The organism is Streptomyces sp. NPDC090088, assembly GCF_044747345.1.
Lineage (GTDB): Bacteria > Actinomycetota > Actinomycetes > Streptomycetales > Streptomycetaceae > Streptomyces.
In genome coordinates this window covers 616,511-640,355 of the sequence record NZ_JBIVDZ010000003.1, presented here as the reverse complement: position 1 = coordinate 640,355, position 23,845 = coordinate 616,511, and the positions used below count along the sequence as shown (strand labels likewise).

Annotated in this window: 19 protein-coding genes; 10 read left to right on the top strand and 9 right to left on the bottom strand. The window is 73.6% G+C overall.

From position 1 onward, the window contains the following. Positions 1 to 322 precede the first annotated feature (322 nt). Positions 323 to 2,044 (top strand): NB-ARC domain-containing protein, encoded by a 1,722-nt coding sequence (locus tag ACIPSJ_RS18795; RefSeq protein ID WP_401346993.1) that lies wholly within the window; start codon positions 323 to 325, stop codon positions 2,042 to 2,044. Then, entirely contained in the window at positions 2,041 to 3,693 is a 1,653-nt protein-coding gene (locus tag ACIPSJ_RS18790; protein ID WP_401346990.1) for a DUF885 domain-containing protein, read from the top strand. The genes ACIPSJ_RS18795 and ACIPSJ_RS18790 overlap by 4 nt, the downstream gene beginning before the upstream one ends. A gap of 55 nt (positions 3,694 to 3,748) precedes the next feature. Here the strand turns inward: ACIPSJ_RS18790 and ACIPSJ_RS18785 are convergent, their stop codons facing one another. From ACIPSJ_RS18785 to ACIPSJ_RS18745, 9 genes are all read right to left on the bottom strand, one after another. Beyond that, a complete protein-coding gene (locus ACIPSJ_RS18785) occupies positions 3,749 to 4,585 on the bottom strand; it encodes an isocitrate lyase/phosphoenolpyruvate mutase family protein (protein WP_401346987.1) in 837 nt (278 codons plus the stop codon). Positions 4,586 to 4,705: 120 nt separating this feature from the next. Beyond that, positions 4,706 to 5,704, bottom strand: a complete 999-nt coding sequence (locus ACIPSJ_RS18780; protein ID WP_401346985.1) for an MmcQ/YjbR family DNA-binding protein — start codon at positions 5,702 to 5,704, stop codon at positions 4,706 to 4,708. A gap of 92 nt (positions 5,705 to 5,796) precedes the next feature. Further along, positions 5,797 to 7,065 (bottom strand): ATP-grasp domain-containing protein, encoded by a 1,269-nt coding sequence (locus tag ACIPSJ_RS18775; protein ID WP_401346983.1) that lies wholly within the window; start codon positions 7,063 to 7,065, stop codon positions 5,797 to 5,799. Positions 7,066 to 7,120: 55 nt separating this feature from the next. Further along, a complete protein-coding gene (locus ACIPSJ_RS18770; protein ID WP_401346981.1) occupies positions 7,121 to 8,377 on the bottom strand; it encodes an ATP-grasp domain-containing protein in 1,257 nt (418 codons plus the stop codon). 36 nt (positions 8,378 to 8,413) lie between these two features. After that, positions 8,414 to 9,535, bottom strand: coding sequence for an FAD-dependent oxidoreductase (locus ACIPSJ_RS18765; RefSeq protein ID WP_359206443.1), 1,122 nt, complete (start codon positions 9,533 to 9,535; stop codon positions 8,414 to 8,416). A gap of 90 nt (positions 9,536 to 9,625) precedes the next feature. After that, positions 9,626 to 11,260, bottom strand: a complete 1,635-nt coding sequence (locus ACIPSJ_RS18760) for a class I tRNA ligase family protein (protein ID WP_401346978.1) — start codon at positions 11,258 to 11,260, stop codon at positions 9,626 to 9,628. A gap of 3 nt (positions 11,261 to 11,263) precedes the next feature. Then, positions 11,264 to 11,629, bottom strand: coding sequence for a cupin domain-containing protein (locus ACIPSJ_RS18755; protein ID WP_355725321.1), 366 nt, complete (start codon positions 11,627 to 11,629; stop codon positions 11,264 to 11,266). 61 nt (positions 11,630 to 11,690) lie between these two features. Continuing rightward, complete coding sequence (locus tag ACIPSJ_RS18750; protein ID WP_401346975.1) at positions 11,691 to 12,992, bottom strand: lysine N(6)-hydroxylase/L-ornithine N(5)-oxygenase family protein; 1,302 nt, start codon at positions 12,990 to 12,992, stop codon at positions 11,691 to 11,693. 300 nt (positions 12,993 to 13,292) lie between these two features. After that, positions 13,293 to 14,552, bottom strand: coding sequence for an ATP-grasp domain-containing protein (locus tag ACIPSJ_RS18745; RefSeq protein WP_401346973.1), 1,260 nt, complete (start codon positions 14,550 to 14,552; stop codon positions 13,293 to 13,295). 359 nt (positions 14,553 to 14,911) lie between these two features. On the opposite strand from ACIPSJ_RS18745, the gene ACIPSJ_RS18740 reads away from it, so the two are divergent. The 8 genes from ACIPSJ_RS18740 to ACIPSJ_RS18705 all read left to right on the top strand — a co-directional run bounded on the left by ACIPSJ_RS18740 (position 14,912) and on the right by ACIPSJ_RS18705 (position 23,835). After that, positions 14,912 to 15,901: a transposase gene (locus ACIPSJ_RS18740; protein ID WP_359206452.1), complete on the top strand. Its 990-nt coding sequence runs from the start codon at positions 14,912 to 14,914 to the stop codon at positions 15,899 to 15,901. Further along, positions 15,783 to 16,097: a transposase gene (locus tag ACIPSJ_RS18735; protein ID WP_359206886.1), complete on the top strand. Its 315-nt coding sequence runs from the start codon at positions 15,783 to 15,785 to the stop codon at positions 16,095 to 16,097. Before ACIPSJ_RS18740 ends, ACIPSJ_RS18735 begins: the two co-directional genes overlap by 119 nt. Before the next feature lie 188 nt (positions 16,098 to 16,285). Further along, positions 16,286 to 16,618 (top strand): hypothetical protein, encoded by a 333-nt coding sequence (locus ACIPSJ_RS18730; RefSeq protein WP_355710403.1) that lies wholly within the window; start codon positions 16,286 to 16,288, stop codon positions 16,616 to 16,618. 1 nt (position 16,619) lies between these two features. After that, a complete protein-coding gene (locus tag ACIPSJ_RS18725; protein WP_401346971.1) occupies positions 16,620 to 18,005 on the top strand; it encodes an FAD-binding oxidoreductase in 1,386 nt (461 codons plus the stop codon). Between the two features lie 26 nt (positions 18,006 to 18,031). Continuing rightward, positions 18,032 to 19,396 (top strand): MFS transporter, encoded by a 1,365-nt coding sequence (locus ACIPSJ_RS18720; protein WP_359206457.1) that lies wholly within the window; start codon positions 18,032 to 18,034, stop codon positions 19,394 to 19,396. A gap of 132 nt (positions 19,397 to 19,528) precedes the next feature. Further along, positions 19,529 to 20,395, top strand: a complete 867-nt coding sequence (gene ddaH, locus ACIPSJ_RS18715) for a dimethylargininase (protein ID WP_355710397.1) — start codon at positions 19,529 to 19,531, stop codon at positions 20,393 to 20,395. 61 nt (positions 20,396 to 20,456) lie between these two features. Continuing rightward, positions 20,457 to 20,954: a YbaK/EbsC family protein gene (locus ACIPSJ_RS18710; protein WP_359206459.1), complete on the top strand. Its 498-nt coding sequence runs from the start codon at positions 20,457 to 20,459 to the stop codon at positions 20,952 to 20,954. 391 nt (positions 20,955 to 21,345) lie between these two features. Next, positions 21,346 to 23,835 carry a glycosyl hydrolase gene (locus tag ACIPSJ_RS18705; RefSeq protein WP_401346967.1) on the top strand — a complete coding sequence of 830 codons (2,490 nt, stop codon included), beginning with the start codon at positions 21,346 to 21,348 and terminating at the stop codon, positions 23,833 to 23,835. The last annotated feature ends 10 nt before the right edge of the window (positions 23,836 to 23,845 follow it).

Sequence of the window (23,845 nt, the reverse complement as noted above, 5' to 3'; positions counted from 1 at the left end):
ACACCGCACACGGCGTCGAGCACGCCGTACCGCATGTCCATGGCCGCCATCGGCTCCCCCCACCCCCGTGCCCGCCTGGTCACCCTGCGGAGCACAAATCCACGGAAGCATAACGCCTGGCGCGGCGAAGACCCCCTGTCCCGGCGCGCCGAAAAACCCTGTGCCCGGGCCCGGTGCGGGCCGTCCGCACGGCCGCGGGACCGGCCGGTACCGCACGGGGAAGGGATCGGGAACGGCTGGTCGGACCCTGCGGAGGCAGGCAGGAGAGGGCGCAGGTGCCCGGCGAACCCGAGGCGCGCCGCCCCCGACCATCCCAAGGAGCATGAGCGTGGGCAGACCGGAGAAACCACTGGCGCAGGACGCCGGACCGGCCACCGCCTTCGCCCTGGAGCTGCGCCGGCTCCGGGCCGCGGCGGGCTCCCCCAGTTACCGGGAGCTGGCGAGGCGGGCGCTGTTCTCGGCCTCGGTGCTCTCGGACGCGGCGGCCGGCTACCGGCTGCCCACCCTGCAGGTGGCCCTCGCGTTCGCCGAGGCCTGCGGCGGGGACCGGGCGGCCTGGGAGCGGCGCTGGCGGGCGGCGGCGGGCAGCGTGGGCGACGAACCGGCACCGGCCGCCGCCAAGACGGCACACCAGGCACCGGAACCGCGGCTGCGGGCCGCCGCCGTACGGGCCCTGCTGCCCGTGCCGGCGCAGCTGCCGACGGAACCGCGGCCGCTGGCGGGCCGGTCCCGCGAGCTGGCCGCGGCCCGCGCGCTGACGGCACCGGCCGACGGCCCGGTGCCGCCGCTGCTCATCCACGGCCAGACCGGGGCCGGCAAGTCCGCGCTCGCCCTGCGGCTGGCCCACGAGCTGGCCGCGGACCTGCCGGACGGGCAGCTGTACGTCGGCCTGGGCACGGCCGACGACGGCCGCAAGGACGCGGCGGGCATCGCGGGCGGGCTGCTTCAGTCCCTCGGCATCCCGGCCGAGCACATCCCGAACGACCCCGCCCAGCGCATCGGCCTGTACCGCTCGGTACTGGCCGAACGGCGCCTGCTGATCGTCTTCGACGGCACCCTCCAGGAGCGCCAGGTGCGCGACCTGCTGGTGGCCGGGGAGCACAGCAGGATCCTGGTCACCGCGCGGTCCCGGCTGCTCGGCCTGGACGGGGTACGGCGCCTCGCGCTGCCCGTCCTGGACCGGGACGAGTCGATGGAACTGCTCGCGGGGGTGCTGGGCGCCGAGCGGCTCCGGGGCGCCCCGCGTGCCGGGCTGCTGCTCGCGGAGGCCTGCGGCGACCTGCCGCTCGCCCTCACCCTCGCGGGCCGCCGGCTGGCCGCGCGCCCTGAGGCCCTGCTCCCCGAGGCGGTCGCCGAACTCGTCCGCGCGGACGGCCTGTCCGCACGGCTGCGGGTGGGCGACGAGAGTCTCGTCGAGCGGTACGAGGACGCCTACCGCCGCCTCACCCCCCGGGCCCGGCTGATCCTGCACCGGTTCGCGACGGCCGGTACGACACCTTCCGTGGACGGCGTGACCCACGCCTCGGCCACGGCGCTCGCGCGGGCGATCGAACCGGTGCACGGGGGATCGGCGCAGGAGCCGACGCACGGACCGGTGCCGGGATCGCCCCACGGACCGGCGCTCGGATCAGTACTGGGACCTGCGCACGGACCGGCGCTGGGACCTGCGCACGGACCGGCGCTGGGGCCTGCGCACGGACCGGCGCTGGGGCCTGCGCACGGACCGGCAGTCGGACCGGCGTACGGACCGGCGGGGGAACTGGTGGCGGAGCTGGTGGAGGAGCCGGTGGAGGACCTTCTCGAAGCCGTCGTCGACAGTGGGCTGCTGGAGCGGACCGATGTGCCCGGCCTGTACGGACTGCCGCCGTTGGTGGGGCAGTTCGCACGCACCCGGCCGGTCCCCGCGACGGACGCCCCGGCCCCGGGACGGCACCGCCCGCCGGATGTTCCGGCCGCCCAGCGGCACCGCGTGCCCGACGAGCGCCCCGGACTTCCCCGGCACGACCGACCGTTCCCCGCCCTGAGACAGGAGACCTCAGCATGACCGCTCCCACCCCCCTCGACGCCCTCGCCGAGGAGGCCGTCGGCGTGCTCGCCGCCGAGGACCCGCTGGAGGACGCCCTCGAAGGCTGCCCGGAGACGGTCGGGCGGCTGGCCGACCCCTCCTGGCAGGCGCAGTCGGAGCTGGCCGCGCGGGCGGCGACGCTCGCCGACCGGGCCGCCGCCGCGCCGGTCGCGGACGCCGTCGAGGAGGTGACCCGGGCGGTGGTGGCGCAGCAGGCCCGGGCCGTCGCCGACCGTCTGGGGACCCGGCTGGTCGAGCACACCGTCGCCGACTACCAGACCTCCCCGCTCGGCCGGCTGCTCGGCTCCCTGCCCGCCGTGCGCCCGGTGGGCGAGGAGCAGGAACGCGGCCATCTGGAGCGGCTGGCGGCGGTCCCCGGCTACCTGGCGAAGGCGGCCGAACGACACCGCGAGGGGCTGCGGGCGGGACGCCTGCCCGTCGCCGGACGGGTCCGTACCGCGACGGACCGGCTGGACGCCTACCTCGCCGACCCGGCCGGGGACCCGCTGCGCGCCGTACCGCTGAGCGCACGTCACCACGCCGAGCGGGACCGGCTGATCGACGAGCGGGTGCGCCCGGCGTTCGCCGCCTACCGGGAGGCGCTGCACACGGACCTCGCCCCCCACGGACGGCCCCCGGAGCGCCCGGGGCTGTGCCATCTGCCCGACGGCGAGGAGCACTACGCCACCCTGGCCCGCGTCCACACCACCACCGACCGCTCCCCCAAGGAACTCCACGACACCGGGGTGGAGCTGCTCGCCCATCTGGAGGCGGAGTACGGGCCGGCCGGGGCCCAGGCCTTCGGCGGGACGCCGAGCGCGGGCGAGATACGGGAACGGCTGCGCACCGACGCCCGGTTGCGGTGGAGCGGTGCCCCGGAGCTGCTCGCCGCCGCCCGGACCGCGATCGGCCGGGCCGAGCTGGCCGCGCACCGGCGGTTCGGACGGCTGCCCGCCGTACCCTGCGCGCTGGACGGCACCGAGGCACCGGGCGCGCCCCTGGCCTGGTACATGCCGGCCGCGCCGGACGGTTCCCGGCCGGGGACCTACCACGCCAACACCGCGCGGGCGACGGAGCGTTCACGGGTGCTGGCCGAGGCCACCGCCTTCCACGAGGCGGTGCCCGGCCACCATGTCCAGCTCTCCCTGGCCCAGGAGCTGACCGGGCTGCCCCGGCTGCGCCGGGTCGCCTGGATCAACGCCTACATCGAGGGCTGGGGGCTGTACGCGGAGCGCCTCGCCGACGAGATGGGGCTGTACTCGGGTCCGGTGGCCCGCCTCGGCATGCTGGCGATGGACTCGCTGCGGGCCGCCCGGCTGGTCGTCGACACCGGGCTGCACCACTTCGGCTGGAGCCGGGACCAGGCGGTGGCCTATCTGCGCGAGCACACCGTGCTGGCCGAGGCCGAGGTGCAGAACGAGACCGACCGCTACATCGAGTGGCCCGGCCAGGCGCTGTCGTACATGACGGGCCGGCTGGAGATCCAGCGGCTGCGCACCCGCGCGGCCCGGCGGCTGGGCCCGGCCTTCGACATCCGGGCCTTCCACGACCTGGTGCTGGGCAGCGGCGCGCTGCCGCTGGACGTCCTGGACCAGGTGGTCGAGCGCTGGACGGCGAAGACGGGCTGAACGGCCGCGCGGGGGCGGGGGCCGGTGGGGCTGCCACCGGCCCCCGCCGCCGTGCTCAGCCGTGGAAGAGGCCGTCCACCTGGAAGAAGTCCAGCGATCCGGCCAGCTCCTCGTAGGTGCCGGAGCCGAGGAGTTCCAGCGTGGCGCGGCGGGCCGCCGTGTACGCGGCCTGGGTGATCGCGGTGCCGACGCTGATCCTGCGCACCCCGGCCTTGACCAGCTCGGCCACGCTGGGGCCGCCGGGACCGGCCATGACGTTCACCGGCAGCGGGGAGCGGGCGGCGAGTTCGCCGAGGACCGCCAGGTCGAGCAGGCCCGGCACGAAGATGCCGTCCGCGCCGGCGTCCGCGTACACGGCGGTACGGGCCAGCACGTCGTCGAGCCGGCCGGACTCCTCGCCGATGCCGAACAGGTACACGTCGGTGCGGACGTTGAGCAGCAGCTCGGGCAGGCCGGCGGCGGCCGCGGCGGTGCGCGCCGCCGCGATCCGCGCCGCCTGCTCCTCGGGCGTGAACAGCGGGCCGCCGGGGGCCTCGGAGTCCTCCAGGTTGGCGCCCACCGCGCCGGCGGCGACCACCGCGGTGACCGTCTTCGCCACCTCCTCGGGGGCCGCGCCGTAGCCGGCCTCGATGTCCACGGTCACCGGGACGTCGACGGCGGCGGCGATCCGCGCGGCGGCGGCGATCATCTCGTCCCGGTCGGCCTGCTCGCCGTCGCCCCGGCCGAGCGACCAGGCGACACCGCCGCTGGTGGTGCCGATCGCGAGGGCGCCCGCCGCGGCGATCACGGCGGCGCTGCCCGCGTCCCAGGCGTTGGGCAGCACGAGGACGGAGTCGCTGCCGAGCGCCCGCAGCCGCTCGGCCTTGTCCCTGGTGCTCTGGTCAACTGTCATGGTTTCTCGGTGCCTTTCACTGGAGTCACAGCTCGCTGCTGCGGTACGGACGACGATCGCGAGGGATCGTCACACGCGGGTTCTGGGCGGGGGTGATATTCGGACGAACCTGCCGTACGGTCACGGGGCCGCACGGCGGGTGATGGTCACGTACAGGTGTTCGTCGAGGACCTTCGGAAGGGTGACGGCGGGCCGGCCGAGGTCGGCGGCGAGCGCGTCGGCGTCCAGCCCGCTCTCGGCGAGGGCGGCCCGCGCCCAGGCCCGCCCGCTGCGCAGATGGCGGGCGAACGCGGCCCCGTCCCGGGCGCCGTACAGCTCGGTGGCGATGGCCGCGTCCCACGGCATGACGGTGTTGGGGCGCAGCGCGTACAGCGCCTTCGCGGCGGCCGTCGGGCCGAGGGAACGGGGGCGGGCCGGGGACCCGGCCGGGAGCCCGGCGAGGTCCTCGTACGCGGCGGCCAGCGCGTCGATGGCGGCGTCGGTGAGGTCGGCGAGCGGGGTGCCGGGCAGCGGGTGCCCGGCCGTCCAGGCGGCCAGGGCCTCCGCCAGCGGGTACGGCTCGCCCTCGGCCGGATAAGGGAGCCTGCAGCCCCAGGAGTTGAGCCAGCGGTGCAGGGCGAGGCGGTGGGCGGGGTCGGTCAGGTCGAGGGCGGGGGCGGTCAGCCGGCGCAGCTCCAGCCAGCTGCGGTCGACGCCCCGGTAGCCGGCGAACACCTCGGCGGAGAGCCGCAGCCGGGCGAGCGGCGGGGCCGGGGGCAGGGGCGTCCCGGGGTCCGGGTCGGGGCCGAGGTGTGCGCGGGCCACCTTGGCGGGCACGCACATCCGCCACGCCTCGGTGACCAGTTCGGCGAGTTCGGCCGGGCCCAGCGCGGCGAGGGTCGCCTGGGCCCAGTTGTAGCGCAGGTCGGAGGTCGGGGGCATGGAGAACTTCGCCGGTTCCGAGGCCACCAGGGCCGCGCGCTCCTCCTTGGGGAACGCGAAGCCCAGCGTGGTCTCGTCACGGGACAGCGCGAGGTACACGATCCGGCCGATCCGGAACTTCACCCGGTCCCGGATCAGGTGCTCCTCGGTGCGCGGCAGCGCGACCGCAAGGCGCCGCACGTCCTCGACGGTGGCCATGTCTTCCCTCCTGTGGTCCGCGAACGGTGGTGCGCGAACGGCGGTCCGCGAACGGTGGTCCGCGAACTGCGGTCCGTGAACGGTGCGCGAACCTACTCCGGCCGGCCCGGCACGGGGCGGACCTTCACCTGGATCGTGTCCAGGGCCCGGCCGGCGACGGCCGCCGCCTCGGCCCCGGTGGCCGCCTCGGTGACGACCGAGCCGATCCGGTCCCAGGAACTGCGCAGCTCCCGCACCTCGGCCCCCGGCTCCACGCTCACCGCGCACGCCTCGACGCCGGGCAGCGCACGCGCCTCCTCGACACCCGAGACGGACTCCACGACCCCGGCCCCGGTGTGCAGGAAGCGGATCGCGGCGGCCCCGGGCGCCCGCTCGGGCAGCGGGGCGGGCAGCGGTTCGCCCTTCATCAGTGTCCAGAAGGCACGCACCAGGTCGACACGGTACGCGCGGTCCATCAGGTCCACGATGCCGTCGCCCGGGAACCGGCCGGCGCACTCCACCAGGAAGGGGCGGCCGTCCTCGACGATCCACTCGCAGTGCGCGATCCCGGTGCCGAACCCGACGGCCCGCAGCAGCCGTTCGGTCTCCGCGCGCAGCAGCGCGTCCAGGTCGGCCGGGATGTCGGCGGGCACCACATGGCCCAGCTCGACCGGACGTCCGCCCGGGTAGAGGTCCTTGCCGGTGACGTTGGCGAACACCGGGCGGCCCCGCTCGACGAGCAGCTCCACGCTGTACTCGCGGCCCTGCACGCACCGCTCGACGAGCATGCGCAGCTCGATGCCCCGGTCGGGGACCATCACGCCCTCGTCCATGGCGGTGGTCTCCGCCCAGGCCTCGTCGATCTCGTCGGCGGAGCCGAGGATGCGGGTGCCGAGGGCGGCCTGGCGGTTGGCGGGCTTCAGGACGGCCGGGCCGGGGTGCTCCGCCATGAACGCGCGGACCTCGTCCGGGCCGGTGACCTCGACGGACTCCGGGTTGAGGATGCCGGCGGCCCGGCTGACCCGGCGCAGCACGGCCTTGTCCCGCAGGATCCGCAGCGCCCCGTGGCCGCCGGTGGGCAGGCCGTAGCGCTCGGCGAGGCGGGCCGCGAAGGGGGTGGCGTACTCCTGGAGCGGGGCGATCGCGGCCGGGTCGAGGTCGGGGTGGGCGTTGTAGAAGGCGTCGGCGGCGCCGTCGAGCTGGTACTCCCAGGCGATCAGCTCCCGTACCACGGGCGCCTCCTCCGCCTTCGGCGCCAGCTCGCGCTTGCGGATCACATCGGGTTCGTCGACGACGATCACCGAGCCCTCGGGCTGGAACTGGGCGAGGGAGGTCACCGCCACGGGCACGAAGCCCACCATGACGACAGGGCGTTCAGTCATGTCCTTGCTCCTTGTGGGGCCTTGTCGGGCCTTGTGGGGCCTTGTGGGGGTCGGGTCAGGCGTCCGGGTCGGTCAGGTCGGCGCGGACCTGGGCGGCGAGTTCTCCGGCGGTGGCCATGGCGTCCTCGAACGAGGTGCCCGTCACCCCGAGGAAGCCGAGGATGCTGTTGCCCGCGGGCGGCCGGCGGACCAGGTCGCCGGTCTTCGCGGTGAGCTTCAGGAAGAACACGTCCGCCCGGTCGCCGACGCCGTCGGGGACGTGGACCCGCTCGATACGGCCGGAGGCCGGGGGCAGCAGGCACAGGGCCGCCGTGTGGACGCCGGTCGGCGCGTAGTGGCCGACCTCGGGGCGGACGCCGCGGGCCACGGCGGCGACGGCGGCGATCGGGTCGTAGCCGGCGGAGATCCGGGCCATGTGGTCCAGGCCGCCGCCGCCCGGGCGGACGGCGATCTCCACCAGGTGCGGGCGGCCCTCGTGGAAGCGGACCTCGGCGTGCATCACGCTGCGCCGCAGGCCCTGGGCGCGGGCGCCGGCCGTGACGACCTCGTGGACGGCCTCGACCTGGGCGGGGGTGAGGGCGGTCGGGGCGTGGTGGACGTCGTCGTCGAAGGTGCCGCCCTCGGCGGTGACCCGGTCCACGATCGACCCGAGGTACACCTCGTCGTCCCAGGCGAGCGCCTCGACCAGGAACTCGTCGCCGTCCAGGAACGACTCCACGAGAAGCCCGTGCGGGCCCAGGTCCAGGCCGTCGGCCTCCATCGCGTACCAGGACAGCTCGGTCAGGCCCTGGGCGGCCTGGGCGTAGCGCTCGCGCAGTTCGGCGGCGTCGTCGGCGCGGAAGACGTAGTTGGAGGCGGCCCCCAGGGTCGGCTTGACGATCACCGGGTAGCCGAAGTCCGCGGCGGCGCCCAACGCCTCGGCCTCGCTGGTGACGAAGCGGAAGGACGGGTGGGCGGCCCCCTCGCGCTCGTGGGCCTGGCGCATCAGCAGCTTGTTCCGGCTGGCCCGGGCCGCCTCCACGCCGATCCCGGGCAGGCCGAGGGCCTCGGCGACCGCGGCGACCGCCAGCACCCCGGACTCGGAGAAGGTGAACACGCCCTCGAACCGCTCCTCCGCGTGCCACTCCTTGGCCGCGGCGATCAGCTCGTCGACGGACCGCGAACCGGCGACGCGGTAGCGGTCGGCGCGCCAGAAGTCCTCGGTGCCCTCGCCGTTGAGGACGTACACGTCCGCGCCGAGGGCGACGACCTGCTCGTAGCGGGAGATGTAGTAGGTGGCGTTCTGCCGGGCTTCGAGAGCCAGGAGTTTCATGGCGGTTCCTCTCGGGTGGAACGCGGGTGGAAGGGGTCAGGGCGTGGCGTCGAGGGGTACGGCGTCCAGCGCCGCCAGACCCGTGGGATCGGGGACCCGGCCGAGGACCCGGTCGGCGAGGGTGCGGGCGATCAGCGGCGCGAACTTGAACGACGAGCCGCCGCAGGCCGCGTACGCGTGGGCCGGGCCGCCGAGGGAGACCACCAGGGGGCCGCCGGTCTCGGCGTACGACAGGTAGTAGCAGTCCTTGCTGCCGAGCACCCAGGCCGGTCCGAAGCCCGGCAGCAGGTCGCCGAACTCGGCCGCCAGCTCCCGCTGCCGGTACTCGGGCGTGACATGGTCGGTGAGGTCGTCGGTCCGGTGGCAGACGGCGGCCGAGGTGAGCTTGAGCGCCGTACCGGCCACCGGCGGGATCAGCCAGGCGCCGCGCCGGGTGCCGAGGGCGGGGACGGCCGGGGTGGCGGCCCACGCCTCGGCCGCCGCCGCGGGGACCCGGCAGTACAGCAGCGACTGCCGGTGCAGGACCAGCGACTTGGCGATCCGCTCGGGCAGCAGCCGCCGGGCCCAGGGTCCTACGGCGACCACCACGCCGTCGCCGTCCAGCACCTGCCCGTCGGCGAGGCTGACCCGCCCGCGCTCCCCGTCCACCGCGACCACCGGCCGGTGCTCGATCAGGCTGACGTCCGGCTGCCAGCGCAGCCAGCCGGCGCAGGCGGCGAGCACCCGCTCGGCGAGCAGGACACCGGCGTCGTCCTCCAGGACCGCGTCGAATCCGCTGTCCAGGGCGAGATGCGGGTAGCGGTCGGCGAGTTCTGCCGCGGTGAGCGTCCGGGCCCGGCCCCCGGCGCCGGTCAGGAGCAGGACGCCCGCCTCGGCCGCCGCGGGCGGCAGCACGGTGAGCGCGCCGACCCGCTCGTAGAAGCGGGTGGCGAACAGGTCCTCCAGTTCGAGCCAGCGGCGGTGGGCGCGCAGCGCGGCCGCGGTGGCGGGCGGATCGTCCGGGTGCAGGGCCCGGATGATCCGGTGCTGGTCGAAAGAGGTGGCCCGGCTGTACGGAATGGGCCCCTGGTCGACGACCGTGACCCGGTGTCCGTCCAGGGTGAATTCCACAGCGGTCAGCAGGGCGATCACCCCGCCGCCCACCACGGTGACACGCATCGGGCACCTCCCTTCCTTCTCTCGGGACTTCTCGCGGGACTTCTCTCGGGACTTCTCTTGGGGCCTTCTCATGGGGCCCAGGTCGTCGGTTCAGCTCGGGCAGGCGGTGGAGCCGAGCGCCGGGACGGTGAAGGCCGTGGTCGTCCGCTCGGCGGGCGCGAGGGCGAAGGTGCCGTCGAATCCGCCCTCGGCCCGGGCCAGTTCGGCGAGGTCGATGAGGATCGGGGAGGCCGCGGCGATCAGGGTGCGCAACTCCGCGAAGAGGTCGCCCAGTTCGGCGACGCCCGCGGCCCGGTCGGTGGCGGCGGCCGATCCGTCGAGCAGGGCCTCGGCCCGGCCCAGGAGCCGCTCGGTGTGCAGCGGGATCAGGTCGGCGGTGCGGCTGAGGCTGTAGCCGGTGAGCCGGTAGCCGGACGCGAACCGTTCGGCCGTAGCCGCCCGGCGGGCGTTCGCCGCCGCCGACACCGGCAGTTCCTGCCCCTCCAGGCCGAGTTCGGCGACCGCCTTGCCGAGCAGCGCGCCCAGCCGGTTCCACGGCTCGACCAGCCGCTCGCCGGCGATCTTCTCCAGGGCGGCCCGGGAGAAGTTGGTGCGGGCGTGCTCGGGGGCGGTGAGCGCGAGATGGAAGCGGACCAGGTCGCGGGGGACCTCGCGCACCAGGTCGCGGGTCCACACCACATGGCCCTTGCTGGTGGAGAACTTCTCGTTCTCCAGCTCGTAGAACTCGTTGCTGACGATCGCGTCCGGGACGACGTAGCGGCCCTCGTGGGCGAGCAGCAGCGACAGGTGGGTCAGGCCCCAGAAGTAGGCGTTGTCGAAGCCGAGGAAGTAGACCAGCCGGATGCCGTTCTCCGCGCGCCACAACTCGTCGTCGGCCGTGGGCTGTTCGCCGTGCGCGCGCTGGGCGACGGCCGTGCAGTACATCGAGGCCGGCATGCCCTCGGCCCAGGCGTTGAGGACCTGGCCCGGGGTCTCCGGGAACGGCGCGGGGATCCCCCAGCCGGTGGGGTAGGTGATCGGGAAGTCCGGCAGCGGGCGGGCCAGCAGCTCGCGCATCAGCTGCACGATGTGCGGGCGCCAGGTGGACTGCTTCTCCCGGTGGTAGGCGGTCAGCTGCTCCCGGTACTCCTCCAGCGGCAGCACCAGGATCTCGGCCTCGCGGTGGGTCACCTCCGCCGTGGGGTCGACGGTGGAGCGCGGGTCGGTCAGCTCGGCGAAGTTGTTGGGGTGCCCGCAGCTCTCGCACAGCCCGCCCCGGCTGACCGCCAGGCAGACCGGGCAGCCGCCGCTGACCAGGCCCTCCATCAGGAACTCGCCGGTCGCCTCGACATACGGCAGCCGCACCGTGCGCAGCCGGAACTTGCCGGCCTCGTGCAGCCGGGTGAGGAAGTCCAGCGTCATCGCCCGGTAGCCGTCGTCGAAGGGCGCGAACCCGTCGACGGCGATGCCCATCAGCTCCAGCGTCTCCCGGATGTCCCGCCAGCTCTTCTGGGCCAGCGCCTCGGGGGTGGTGCCCAGCTTGGCGGCGCTGGAGACGACGTAGGTCTGGCTGTCGTCCGTTCCCGTCGTGTAGAGCACCGGCTGCCCGGTGGCCCGCAGATAGCGGGCGTGCACGTCGGCCGCCATGTAGGGGCCCGCGATGTGGCCCACGTGCAGGTCGCCGTTGGGGGTGGGCGGCGGGCCGATGATGACGGTGCGCCGCTGCTCCGACTGCTGCTGGTCCATGGCTCAGGCCTCCTCGGTGTGCCGGGCGGCGAAGCGGCCGGCCATCTCGGCGTCCCACCAGACGCTGTACATCTCGAAGTCGGCGTCGGAGTCGTTGACGACCCGGTGCTCGTGGTGCGGCGGGAAGTGGACGATGTCGCCGGCGGTGAACGGGACCCGCTCGCCGTCGGACTCCAGGAACGCCTCGCCGCGCAGGGCGACGAAGATCTCGTACTCGTGGTGGGCGTGCGCGGTGGACGCGGTGCCGGGCCGGATGACGCACCAGGAGCCCTCGAAGGGGGCGTTCAACTGGGGCCAGGGGAGCAGACGCTGGGCGTCGAGGCCGTTCTCGTGGGTGAGGCCGGCGCGGTCGAGGTGCTTGATCAGCATGTCGTCTCTCTGCGGGGTTCGGCGGGGACCGGGGTGGGTGGCCGGTCGGGAACGGCGGTGGTCAGGCCGCGGCGAGGGCGGGCTCGCGGTCTCCGGCGGCCAGGCGGCCGGCGCGGTGCGCGAGGATGTCCTCGGTGATCTCCGCGGACCGTGCGGCGAGGACGCTGAGCAGCGAGTCGGCGATGCCGTGGGTGGCCTCGTTGACGCCCTGCAGGTAGCAGGCGGCGCTGTCCCGGCGGCCGGTGTCCAGGCGGTAGTTGCGGGTGACGTCGATCCGGCCGAGGCCCAGCGCGTCGCCGAGCGAGCGCACCATGCGGGGCATCTCGCGGACGAACCCGGTGCCGAGCAGCAGCAGGTCGCAGCGGAGCTCGCGGACCTCGGCGGTACGGCGGTCGGTGAGCGTCAGGACGACGTCGTCGCCGTCCGTCCCGGCGCCGGTGATGTCGGTCATGGTGACCATGCCCAGGCGGTCCGTGCCGGTACGCCGGTCCTGGTAGAACTGCCGGTACAGCGAGTCCAGGGTGGCCGGGGCCAGACCGCCGTAGTTGGAGCGGTGCATCTCGGACAGCAGCTGGCGGCGGGCCTCGGCGTCGGCGGCGTGGAACTCGTCGACGAACGAGGAGTAGAACAGCTCGTTGGTGAACTTGCTGCTCTCGTAGCCGTTCAGACCGATCGAGCGCATGATCATCGTCGGCCGGCAGCCGGGCAGGTCCCGCAGGGCCGCGCCGAACAGCTCGGCCGCGCTCTGCGCCCCGCCGACCACGGCGACCCTGAGCGGCCGGTCCGCCGGCACCTCGGCGATCCGCTGGCTGTACTGGGTGGAGTGGATGACCCGCTCGGCCGGCAGCCCCTCGAACACGGCGGGCACATGCGCGTCGCGTCCGGCGCCGATCACCAGGTAGCGGCAGCCGATGGTGTCGCCGTCCGACATCGCCACGGTCCAGCCGGTGACCTCGCCGTCCGTGCCGTGCACGGGGGTGACCGAGGTGACGCCCCGGCCGTACTCCACCCGCACCTGCTCCAGCGAGTCCGCCACCCACTGGAGGTACTCGGATATCTCGCTGCGGTACGGCACGAAGCTGCCGAGGTTGACGAACGCGTCGAGCCGGCCGCGGTCGTGCAGGAAGCTGAGGAACGAGAACTCACTGCGCGGATTGCGCATCGTGACCAGGTCCTTGAGGAAGGAGACCTGGCTCAGGGCGTCCGGGAGCAGCATGCCCCGCTGCCATACGACGTTCTCCTCGCGTTCGACGACGAGGGCGCGGTCCGCGAGGTCGGGGGCCATTTCCTCGAGCGCGACCGCGAGCGCGAGGTTCGCCGGGCCGGCGCCGACGGCGAGCAGTTCGACTGTGCGGTGTGCCATGTGGATCTCCTCAGATGGGGTCGGCGGTCTGGTTCCGGGGACGGGTGGGCCGGTCGGACCCCGACGAGCCGGGCCGGTCGGCCCGGGTGGGTACCGCGCGGCTCTCTGCGGGTGGGCCGGCCGGCGTCCGGGCGGCGCCGGGGCCGGTGGGTCCGACCGTGCCCGGCGGCCGGCCGCGGGTGGGCCGGCGGGGCCGGGACGCTGCCGGGCGGCTCGGGGCGGGTGGGCCCGCCGGCAACCCGGCGACGCCGGGGCCGGTGGGCCCGGACGGGCCGGACGGTTGTCGGCCGGTGGCCCGGGTCACGCCGGGACGGGCACGTGCAGCGGCTCGTGGTCGAGGGTGACCAGGGCCGCCGCCGTGTCCAGGCGGGCGGTGGTCAGGGCGGGGTCCGCGCCGGTGACGATGACGTAGGAGTGGCGGGCGATGTAGCCGTTCGGGGGCAGCCGGAGTTCGGTGCCGGGGCCGGCCATCGCCTCGGCGGCGAGCAGGCCCTCGGCGGCGGTGGGCAGGGTGACGGAGCGGACCACGCAGTCCTCGGGCGGGTAGCCGAAGCGGATGCCGACCGTGCGGTGCTCGGTGTCGGTGAAGTCGGGGCGCTGCCCGAGCGCGGCGCGCACGGCGGCGCGGGCCGGGTCGATGCCGGTGGCGAGCTGGCCGAGACGCGGGATGAGGTCGCCGCCGAGCCGCCCGTTGATCTCGACGATGACCGGGCCGCGGGCGGTCAGCTTGACCTCGGTGTGGGTGATGCCGAAGCCGTAGCCGATGGCGCGGTGCGCGGCCCGCAGCATGGCCAGCAGCGCGGGGTCGGTGCGCAGCGGGTCGTCGGCGGCGACGTGGTGGCCGGTCTCCTCGAAGTAGGGGAAGAGGCCGACCTGTTTGCGGGCCACGAACATCGGGTGGTACTCGCCGTCGACGACGGCCGCGTCGATGCTGATCTCGGGTCCTTCGAGGTACTCCTCGACCAGCGCGCCGCCGCGGTAGGAGACCGCGCCGATCCGGCTCGCCTCGTCGGCGGTCCGGAACGCCTCGACGACCTCGCCGGCGTCCGCGGCGAGCACCACCCCGATGCTGGCGCCCATCCCGCGCGGCTTGACGACGACCGGGTAGCCGATCCGCTCCGCCGCCGCGAGCGCCTCCTCGGCGGTGTCCACCCAGGCGTATCCGGGCTGGTCGAGACCGGCGGCGGTGAGCAGCCGGCGGCTGCGGTACTTGTCCCGGCAGCCCTCCACGCCGTCCACGCCCGCGCCGGGCAGGCCCAGTTCGTCGGCCACCCGCGCGGTCGTCACGATCAGGGTCTCGTCCCAGCTGAGCACGCCCCGCACCGGGATCCGCGCCGCCAGCTCCCGGGCCGCCGCGAGCACGGCGTCCCGGTCGGTGACGTCCACGACCGTGTGACCGGTGAGGTAGGGGGTCTGCCAGTCGGGCTCCTCACCTGTGAACAGCCAGACCGGGTGCGTCGCCGCCGCTCCGGCCAGCAGGTACTCGCGGTACTTGCGCATCCCGCACCCGATGAGCAGGATCACGCCCTCCACGCCCTTGTCGGCACCGTTGTCGTCCACGCGCTGATCGCCTCCTGAATCCGAGTGACAGAGCGATTCCACGGGGTGCGCGGGTTGCCCGGAAGCCATGTCCGGAAGGGACAATCAACCTGGACGCGGACCGGGGCTCACGCTGTTCCGGCGAGGACGCCCCGGTGTTCACTCCGAGGTGGAGGTACCTCCCGCTTGCTGGGGAGAATCGCCTCCTCCTCCCAGCGACGCAGAGTGTCGCCGTCTCCGCTCTCCCCCGGGTGCGGAGTCCCCGCACGGTCGCCAGTGGAGCCGAGGATTGCGAACACCCGTCCCTACCGTCACCCGAACTGGTGAAGGTCGAGGAAGTGTCGGCCAGGTGTGCGGCGGTCGCACTACGGTCCGATGCCATGAAGTTGGTGGTGCAGGTGAAGCTGCTGCCGTCGCCGGAGCAGGCGTCGGCGCTTGAGGCGACCCTGCGCGCCTGTAACCGGGCCGCCACTCACGCCTCACAGGTTGCCTTCACCAAGCAGCTGACGGACCGCAACAGCCTGCACAAAGAGGTGTATGCGGACCTGAGGGCGACGTTCGGGCTGTCGGCCCAGCCGGCGGTGCGGGCGGTGAAGAAGGTCGTCGACGCCTACACGACGCTGAAGGCCAACCTGCGGGCCGGGAACCTGGGCCCGCCCGCGTCCAAGCGGTACCGAACGGCCATCGCCACTCCCATCAGCTTCCGTCCAGAGGCGGCCCAGCCGTTCGACGACCGCTGCCTGTCCTGGCAGTACGACGCCAGGACGGTGTCGATCTGGACCGTGGACGGGCGGATGAAAAACGTCCGGTTCGCCTGCTCCGCCGACCAGATGAAGTCGCTTGTCGCCCACCGTAAGGGCGAGAGCGATCTGGTGCGGCGGGACGGGAAGTGGTTCCTGATCGCCACCTGCGACATCCCGGATCCCGAGGTGTATGAGCCGGTCGACTGGATCGGGGTGGACCGGGGCATCGTGAACCTGGCAACCACCAGCGACGGCACCAATTACCAGGGGCGTCGGCTGGGCCGTTACCGGCGCTGGCAGGCCCGTAAGCGGGCCGAACTCCAGGCCAGGCAGACCCGCTCGGCCACCCGCCGCCTCGCACGCCGCGCACAGAAGGAAAAGCGTCATGCCACGCAGATGAACCATCGCATCAGCAAGGAGATCGTGTCCGTCGCTGGGGGCACCTCCCACGCCCTTAAGGCAGTGGGGGAGCACCGGTCGTGGGATCGCTGTCGAGAAACTCGTCGGGATCCGCGAGCGGGTACGGCTTCGCCGCGACCAGCGGGGCATCCTCTCCTCCTGGCCCTTCCATCAGCTCGGACAGCACCTCGCCTACAAGGCCAAGAAGGCCGGTGTGCCCTTCCTTGAGGTGGATGCGGCCTACACCTCGCAGCGCTGTCCGCGCTGCGGACATACCGAGCGGGCCAACCGGCCCGGCCGGGACCGATTTTGCTGCCGTCGGTGCGGGCTCGCTGGCCCCGCCGATGTCGTCGCCGGGGTCAACGTGCGCGATCGCGCACGCTCGGCGTGGGTGTTCGTCACCGCACCCGCACTCTCTCCCTGACATCCGCTGGGGGCTGGGTGGATGCGACCTGTGACCGTCCTGTCGTAGGGGACAGTCGGGAGCGCGACGAGGTGTGAACGACCGAGTACACAAGCTCGGCCGGTCACGGCCGAGAGGGTGACGTCCGGTTGATTGGCCATGGGCCCGGACTCTTCCAGGCAATTCCGCTGACCGGTTCCATGGCTGACGTGATCAATTACGACGGCAAGCGATTCCGGAAGGTCCTGGCCGACCCGGCCGACGACGCGCCCATCGCGCTGTACCGGCAGCGGGGCGATCTGGTCTGGGCCGAGTTCACCGGCGGTGACGTACGGCGCGGTTCCCTGGCGGGGACCCGCGACACCGACGGTGTGATCAGCTTCTCGTACAGCATGGTCCTCGACGACGGCCGGGTGATCTCCGGCCACAGCGTCAACACCCCCGAGCTGCTGGCCGACGGCCGGATACGGCTGCACGAGCGGTGGGAGCGCTACGGCGCCCACGCGGCGAGCGGCCTGTCGGCCATCGAGGAGGTGCGCTGACATGGCCGGCGTCGACTACTCCCGGCTGGCCGGCGAGGTGGCGGGGCGGGTCTTCCTGCCGGGCAGCGCGGGCTTCCGCGTCGGCTCCCACCTCTTCAACACCCGCTACAAGCACCGCGCCCCGGCGGCCGTGCTCACCGCGGCCCACGCGTCGGACGTACAGCGGGCCCTGGTCTGGGCGCGCGAGCAGGGCGTCCCGGTCGTCGCCCGCTCCGGCGGCCACAGCTTCGCCGGCTACTCCGTCAACGACGGCCTGGTCATCGACCTCAGCCGGCTCACCGAGACCCGCGCGGACGGCTCCACCGGCCTGGTCGTGGCGGGCGGCGGGGCCAGGATCAGCCATGTCTACGACGCGATGCAGCCGTACGAGATGGTCTTCTCCACCGGCACCAGCCCGACCGTCGGCGTGGCCGGCCTGGCGCTCGGCGGCGGCGCCGCGTTCGCCGCCCGCCGCTACGGCCTGACCGCCGACGCCCTGGTGGAGACCACCGTGGTGCTCGCCGACGGCTCCCTGGCGGTGGCCAACGAGCGGGAGAACCCCGACCTGTTCTGGGCCTGCAAGGGCGGCGGCGGCGGCAACTTCGGCATCAACGTCTCCCTCACCTTCCAGGCCCGGCCGGTCCCCGACGTCACCACCTTCCTCCTCACCTTCAAGTGGGCGGACGCCGCCGCCGTCCTGGAGGCCGGCCAGCGCATGGTGCGGCAGGCACCGGACGACTTCGCGGCCCGGCTCGGGGTGTGGACCCACGGCAGCGGGCCCGGCGCGGTCCGGGACAACGCCGAAGTCACCCTGCAGGGGCAGTACTTCGGTCCGGCCCACGCGTGCCTGGAGATCCTGGACCCGGTCCTGGCGGTGGCCGACCCGGTGTCCCGGGAGGTCACCGAGCGGACCTTCTGGGAGGCCAACAAGTACATGGTGCACGCCACTTCGGGGGACCAGTTCGCGCTCCGCTCCAACTACATCCGCGAGCCGCTGGCCGCCGACGGCGTCGAGACCATGCTGTCCTGGGTCGAGCGCTGGCCCGGCAGCCACAACGCCGACGGCGGCGGGGTCGGCCTGTTCTCCTGGGGCGGCGCCATCAACCGGGTCGCCCCGGACGCCACCGCCTTCGTCCACCGGGACACCCTGTTCCTGGTCTCCATGGACACCTCCTGGTCGGACGAGGACGAGCCCGGCCGGGTCGCCGCCGGCCTCGACTGGCTGGGCGGCCTGCACGCCGCCATGGCCCCGCACGTCACCGGGTCCGCCTACCAGAACTTCGTCGACCCGGAACTGACCGACTGGCGCGAGGCCTACTACGGCGCCAACTACGCGCGCCTGGTCCAGGTGAAGCAGAAGTACGACCCCGAGGGGGTCTTCTCCTTCGACCAGGCCATCGGTTCCTGACACCCCCTCTCTACGAAGGTGAAGCGATGAGTGTGTCCAAGCCCAAGGAGAACAAGTCCAAGGAGAACGCCGCACCCGGCGTCCTCGACGCCCTGCGGGCCACGCCCCGCTCGGTCCGCTACCTCCTCGGCGGTGTGCTGCTCAACCAGCTCGGCGCCTTCGTACAGACCTTCCTGGTGCTGTATCTGACCCACCGCGGCTACGGCGTCGACAAGGCGAGCTTCCTGCTCGGCGCCTACGGCGTGGGCGCCGTCGCGGGCACCCTGCTGGGCGGCGAACTGACCTCGCGGCTCGGCAGCCGCAACACCATCACCACGGCGATGAGCTGCTCGGCGGTGCTGGTCTTCGTCATTCCCTGGCTGGCCGGCCCCGGCCACTACCCGGTCCTGCTCGGCATCGTCGTCGTCCTCGGCATGATGACCCAGTCCTACCGTCCGGCCGCCTCCGCGCTGCTGAGCGATCTGATGCCGGACGAGTTCCGGGTCATGGGCTTCTCCATGCTGCGCATCGCCATGAACGTCGGCGCCGCCGCCGGTCCGCTGCTCGCCGCGGGGCTCATCCAGATCGACTGGAACCTGCTGTTCTGGGTGGACGGTTCCAGCGCGCTGGCGTACGCCCTGCTCGCCGCGTTCCTGCTGCCCCGCCCGGCACCGGCCGCCGACGAGCCGGAGCCCGGCACCGCCGCCGCGGCCCAGCGTTCGGCGTACGGGGCGATGGCCCGCGACGGCCGCTTCCTGCTCTACCTGACCTCGATGCTGCTCAGCGCCCTGGTGTACGCCCAGTTCTTCGCGGTGCTGCCGGTCGACCTGGACGAGGCGGGGCACTCCACCGCCCTGTACAGCGGGGTGCTGACCCTGTCCTCGGCGCTGCTGATCAGCTTCGAACTGGCGGTGACGGCCCGCATCCGCCGCTGGCGGGCCAGTACGGCCGCGACGGTGGGCACCTTCGTCTACTGCCTCGGCATCGCCGGGTTCGGCCTGCCCGGAAGCGTGCCCGCGCTGGTGCTGCTCACCACCGCCGTCAGCGTGGGCGGCCTGATGGTCAGCGGCCCGACCCTGTGGGCGCACCCCGCGAAGGCCGGCGAGAAGGTCCGCGGCCGCTACATCGCCGCCTCCCAGACCGTGTTCGGTCTCGGCTCGGCGGTCGGCCCGGCCCTCGGCATGCTGCTGTGGACCCACTACGGCGACGGCGTCTGGGCCACCTGCGCGGTCCTCGGCACCCTGGCGGCGGCCCTGGCCTTCTTCGGCCTGCGCCCCTCGGACGAACAGCCGGACACGAAGGCCGAGCGGACGGCGCAGGCGGAAGAGACCACCGCCACGGCCGAGGAGGCCACGGTCACGGCCGAGGAGACCACCGCCACGGCCGGGAGCGCCGTCCCCAGCGGAGCCTGAGCACCTCCTGAGCAACTCCCCACCCCGGCCCGCCCACCACCACCGCGCGCGGGCCGGGCACCCCTCACCACCCCTGAGTCCCGCCTCTTCCTCATCACCTCATCACCCATGAGCCCAGCAGAAGGAGCACCCGTGCCGGTCACCGACACCATCGCGCCCAGCGTCTCGACGCACCCGGCGGACCAGCCCACCCGGACCGCCACCCGTCGGCGGCTGCTGATGTGCCGGCCCCGGCACTACGACGTGACGTACTCGATCAACCCGTGGATGAACCCCGAGCGCGGCACCGACAACCTGCTCGCGGTGCGCCAGTGGGAGCAGTTGCGCGACCTCTACCGCGAACTCGGCCACAGCGTCGAGGAGATCAAGCCGGTCGAGGGGCTGCCCGACATGGTGTTCGCGGCCAACGGCGCCACCGTCGTGGACGGCAAGGTCTTCGGCGCGCGCTTCCGGCACGCCGAACGCACCGCCGAGGGGCCCGCCTACCTGCGCTGGTTCGAGGAGCAGGGCTACCGGGACGTGCTGTGGCCCGAGCACATCAACGAGGGCGAGGGCGACCTGCTCACCGTCGGCCGGCGGATCCTGGCCGGGACCGGCTTCCGTACCGACATCCGCGCGCACACCGAGGCCCAGGAGTTCTTCGGGCTGCCGGTCACCTCGCTGTCGCTGGTCAACCCGCGCCACTACCACCTGGACACCGCCCTCGCGGTGCTCTCCGACGACGAGATCATGTACTACCCCGAGGCGTTCACCCCGGGCAGCCGGGCCGTGCTGCGGGCGCTGTTCCCGCACGCCGTGATCGCCACCGCCGAGGACGCCGCCGTCTTCGGGCTCAACGCCTTCTCCGACGGCCGCCATGTGCTGCTGCCGACCGCGGCCCGGGGACTGCAGGCCCAGTTGCGGGCCCGCGGCTTCGAGCCGATCGGGGTCGAGCTCAGCGAACTGCTCAAGGCGGGCGGCAGCGTCAAGTGCTGCACCTTGGAGCTGCGCGACCGCTGACCCACCCGAGTCCTCCTCGGGGAAGCCCCTCAAGGAAGTCCTCCTCAGGGAAAGGATCACCATGTCCTCCGCGCTCGCGACTGCGGACAGCCGTAACCGCCTGCTCGACCTGCTCGCCCGGGGTGGCGCCCGCTACCGCCTCCTGCACCACGCGCCGCAGGGCCGCACCGATCTCGCCAGCACCCTGCGCGGCCACAGCCTGGACCAGGCCGCGAAGAGCCTGGTCATCAGGGTGGCGCTGAGCAGCAAGCGGCGCCGGTACGTGATCGCGGTGGTCCCCGGGGACCGCAGGGTCGACCTGCCCGCGGTCAACGCGCTGTACGCCGGCCGGGAGGCGTCCTTCGCGGCCCGGGACGTCGCCGAGCGGCTGACGGGCTGCGTCAGCGGTTCCATCATGCCGCTCAGCTTCGACCCGGACCTGGACGTGATCGCCGACCCCGACCTCTTCGCCCACGAGGAGATCTTCTTCAACACGGGCCGCCTCGACGAGTCGGTGGCGCTGCGCACGGAGTGCTACCGCACGCTGGTGGCCCCGCGCGTGGAGGCCATAGCGGGCTAGCAGTTGTGACAGGTTCTGGTCAAAGGCGTCCCAAACGTCGGACATCCTCACGGGCGCGTGGTCGGGTCTCCCCCGACGGCTGAATCAAGGCCCGTTCGGGAGGATCCGGTGTCAGCATCACCCCGCAGGAGATCGACCCTCAGAAACACTCTCGGAAACAGAAGACGATGGCTCACGATCTGCGCCATCGCCGCGGCGGCCGGGGGGGGGGGGGGGGCCCCCGGGGGGGCCGCCCCCCCCCCCCCCGGCGGGGGGCCCCCCCCCCCCCCCCCCCCCCCCCCCCCCCGCCCCCCGGGCCCCCCGGCCCCCCCCCCCCCCCCCCCCCCCCCCCCCCCCGGCTCCGTTCGGGGCCCGCGCCCTCGCCCGGCTCGCCGCCGACCGCACGCAGTCGGTGGGGGCCGTCTCCCCCAAGGTGACCGCCGAGGACGATGACGACGGCAACGAGGCGGACGAGATCGCCGAGGGCGCGGACCAGTACGCCGAGGCCCGCACCTCGCCCGGCATCGTCGCCCCGGGCGCGTACGGCGCCGCCTGGGACGACCTGAGCAACCTTCCCTCCACCGGCGGCGGTTGGCGCAACATCACCGACCTGCCGTACGACTCCGACGACCCCCGCTACCGCGACATCGACTCCAACTCCAGCGGCGGCTCGGGCAACGTGACCGGCCGGATGGCGGCGATGGCCGCCGACGACGACGGATACGTGTACGCGGGCAGCGCGGGCGGCGGCGTCTGGCGCTCGCGGACCGGCGGCGGGCACTGGCAGCCGATCAGCGACGGGCTCTCCTCCCAGTCCACCGGCGCGCTCGCACTCGACGGCACCGGCCGGCTGTGGCTGGGCACCGGCGAGGCCACCACCAACGCGGACGCCTACCTCGGCAGCGGCGTCTACGTCCTGTCCGACCCGCACCACGGCACCTTCGCCGCCCGCGGCCGGGTCGGCGGCGACGAACTGGAGTCCACCACCATCCACGAACTGCGCTTCGGCGGCGGCAAGGTGTGGGCGGCGACCAGCGAGGGCGTGTGGAGCCACTCCACGAGGACCCTCAAAGGCGCCTGGAAACTGGAGTTCGCGCCCAACCCCGCCTACCTGCCCGGCGGTTCCCTCGCGAGCGACCCGTCCGCCGCGTACAAGAACATCGCCAACGACATCGCGATCGACCCCAAGGACCCGAGCCGGGTGATCCTGGCGGTCGGCTGGCGCAGCGGCGACGACTACAACGGCTTCTACGCCAAGGACTCCGCCGGCACCTGGACCCGGATCAGCAGCGGCTTCGGCGACCTGCCGACCGACCCGGACGACGTCGGCAACGTCACCTTCGCCCGCTCCGCCGACGGCTCCCGCTACTACGCGATCGACCAGTCGCCGGAGCAGCTGAACACCAACCCGGACAGCGGCCTGGAGGGCATCTACCGCGCCGCCTCCCCGTCCGGACCCTGGACGAAGATCGCCGACTACACCCAACTGGCCGCCGACGGCTCGGCGTTGACCACCAGCGGGTACATGCCGGGCGTCCAGGCCTGGTACAACCAGTTCCTCACCGTCGACCCGAGCGACCCGGACCACGTGTACGCGGGCCTGGAGGAGGTCTACGAGACCAAGGACGGCGGCGGCACCTGGTCGACCGTGGGACCGTACTGGAACTTCTCCTTCCCCTGCTGGAGCATCGACCCGGCGAAGCAGACCGGCGACTGCGGCCAGACCACCCACTCCGACCAGCACGGCGTGGCCGTCGGCCGCTACCACGGCAAGAGCTTCGTCTACGTCGGCAACGACGGCGGCGCCTACAAGCGTCCGGTCGACGGCTCCCAGGACGCCTCCGGCCACGCCACCGACTGGACCTCGCTCAACGACGGCACCATCGACACCCTCCAGTACTACTCGGTGGGCATCGGCAAGGACCTGGCGCACGGCGGTGTCTCCGTCACCGGCGGCCTCCAGGACAACGGCCAGTCGATCCTGCGCGGCGACGACACGGTGATGGGCTCCGACTTCGGCGGCGACGGCGGCGACACCCTCACCGACCCCGCCGACGGCTGCGACCTGGCCGAGGAGTACGTCTACCTGGCCATCCAGGTGACCCAGAACTGCGCGGTGAACGACGGCGGTTGGATCACCGATCCGGCCAAGGCGACCTCCTACAACGTCGCCCCGGCCGACAACGCCACCGGCGAGGCCCGCTTCATCGCGCCGCTCGCGGCCGACCTGAAGGACAGCTCGACATGGATCGCGGGCGGCCGGCACGTCTGGGTGCAGACCCACGGCTACGCCATCCGCAGCGGCGACGAGTGGAAGAGCGTGTACGACCTCGGCGCCGGCCGCACCGCGACCGCCGTGGCGGCCTCGGGCGGCAAGGTCTACGCGGCCTGGTGCGGCCCCTGCAACAACCAGGGCTTCGCCCGCGGCATCTCGGTGGGCAACGCGGACGGCACCGGCTGGCACGACATCACCCTGCCCACGACGGGCGCGGACGGGACCGTACCCAACCGCTACCTCAGCGGTTTCGCCGTCGACCCGAAGAACGCCGACCACGTCTTCCTCGCCGTCAACGGCTTCTCCCGGCACTGGACGGAGGGCCCCGGCGCGGGCGTCGGCCATGTCTTCGAGTCGACGGACGGCGGCACCACCTGGAAGGACATCTCCGCGAACCTCCCCGACGTGCCCGCCGACTCCGCGGTGGTCACCCCGAACGGCGGCCTCGCCGTCGCCACCGACCTCGGCGTCGTCTACCGCGCCCCGGGCCGCACCCGGTGGGAGCGCGTCGGCTCGCTCCCGGCGGTCGCCGTGCTCCAGCTGAAGCTGGGCCCCGACGGCAGCACCCTGTACGCGGCGACCCACGGCCGCGGCATCTACACGATCAAGGTGCGCGACTGCCGCTGACGCACACCGC

Bases quoted from the DNA above. Each gene is read 5' to 3' on its own strand.
- ACIPSJ_RS18795 (WP_401346993.1), top strand. From the start codon at position 323: ATGAGCGTGGGCAGACCGGAGAAACCACTGGCGCAGGACGCCGGACCG.
- ACIPSJ_RS18790 (WP_401346990.1), top strand. From the start codon at position 2,041: ATGACCGCTCCCACCCCCCTCGACGCCCTCGCCGAGGAGGCCGTCGGC.
- ACIPSJ_RS18785 (WP_401346987.1), bottom strand. From the start codon at position 4,585: ATGACAGTTGACCAGAGCACCAGGGACAAGGCCGAGCGGCTGCGGGCG.
- ACIPSJ_RS18780 (WP_401346985.1), bottom strand. From the start codon at position 5,704: ATGGCCACCGTCGAGGACGTGCGGCGCCTTGCGGTCGCGCTGCCGCGC.
- ACIPSJ_RS18775 (WP_401346983.1), bottom strand. From the start codon at position 7,065: ATGACTGAACGCCCTGTCGTCATGGTGGGCTTCGTGCCCGTGGCGGTG.
- ACIPSJ_RS18770 (WP_401346981.1), bottom strand. From the start codon at position 8,377: ATGAAACTCCTGGCTCTCGAAGCCCGGCAGAACGCCACCTACTACATC.
- ACIPSJ_RS18765 (WP_359206443.1), bottom strand. From the start codon at position 9,535: ATGCGTGTCACCGTGGTGGGCGGCGGGGTGATCGCCCTGCTGACCGCT.
- ACIPSJ_RS18760 (WP_401346978.1), bottom strand. From the start codon at position 11,260: ATGGACCAGCAGCAGTCGGAGCAGCGGCGCACCGTCATCATCGGCCCG.
- ACIPSJ_RS18755 (WP_355725321.1), bottom strand. From the start codon at position 11,629: ATGCTGATCAAGCACCTCGACCGCGCCGGCCTCACCCACGAGAACGGC.
- ACIPSJ_RS18750 (WP_401346975.1), bottom strand. From the start codon at position 12,992: ATGGCACACCGCACAGTCGAACTGCTCGCCGTCGGCGCCGGCCCGGCG.
- ACIPSJ_RS18740 (WP_359206452.1), top strand. From the start codon at position 14,912: ATGAAGTTGGTGGTGCAGGTGAAGCTGCTGCCGTCGCCGGAGCAGGCG.
- ACIPSJ_RS18725 (WP_401346971.1), top strand. From the start codon at position 16,620: ATGGCCGGCGTCGACTACTCCCGGCTGGCCGGCGAGGTGGCGGGGCGG.
- ACIPSJ_RS18720 (WP_359206457.1), top strand. From the start codon at position 18,032: ATGAGTGTGTCCAAGCCCAAGGAGAACAAGTCCAAGGAGAACGCCGCA.
- ACIPSJ_RS18710 (WP_359206459.1), top strand. From the start codon at position 20,457: ATGTCCTCCGCGCTCGCGACTGCGGACAGCCGTAACCGCCTGCTCGAC.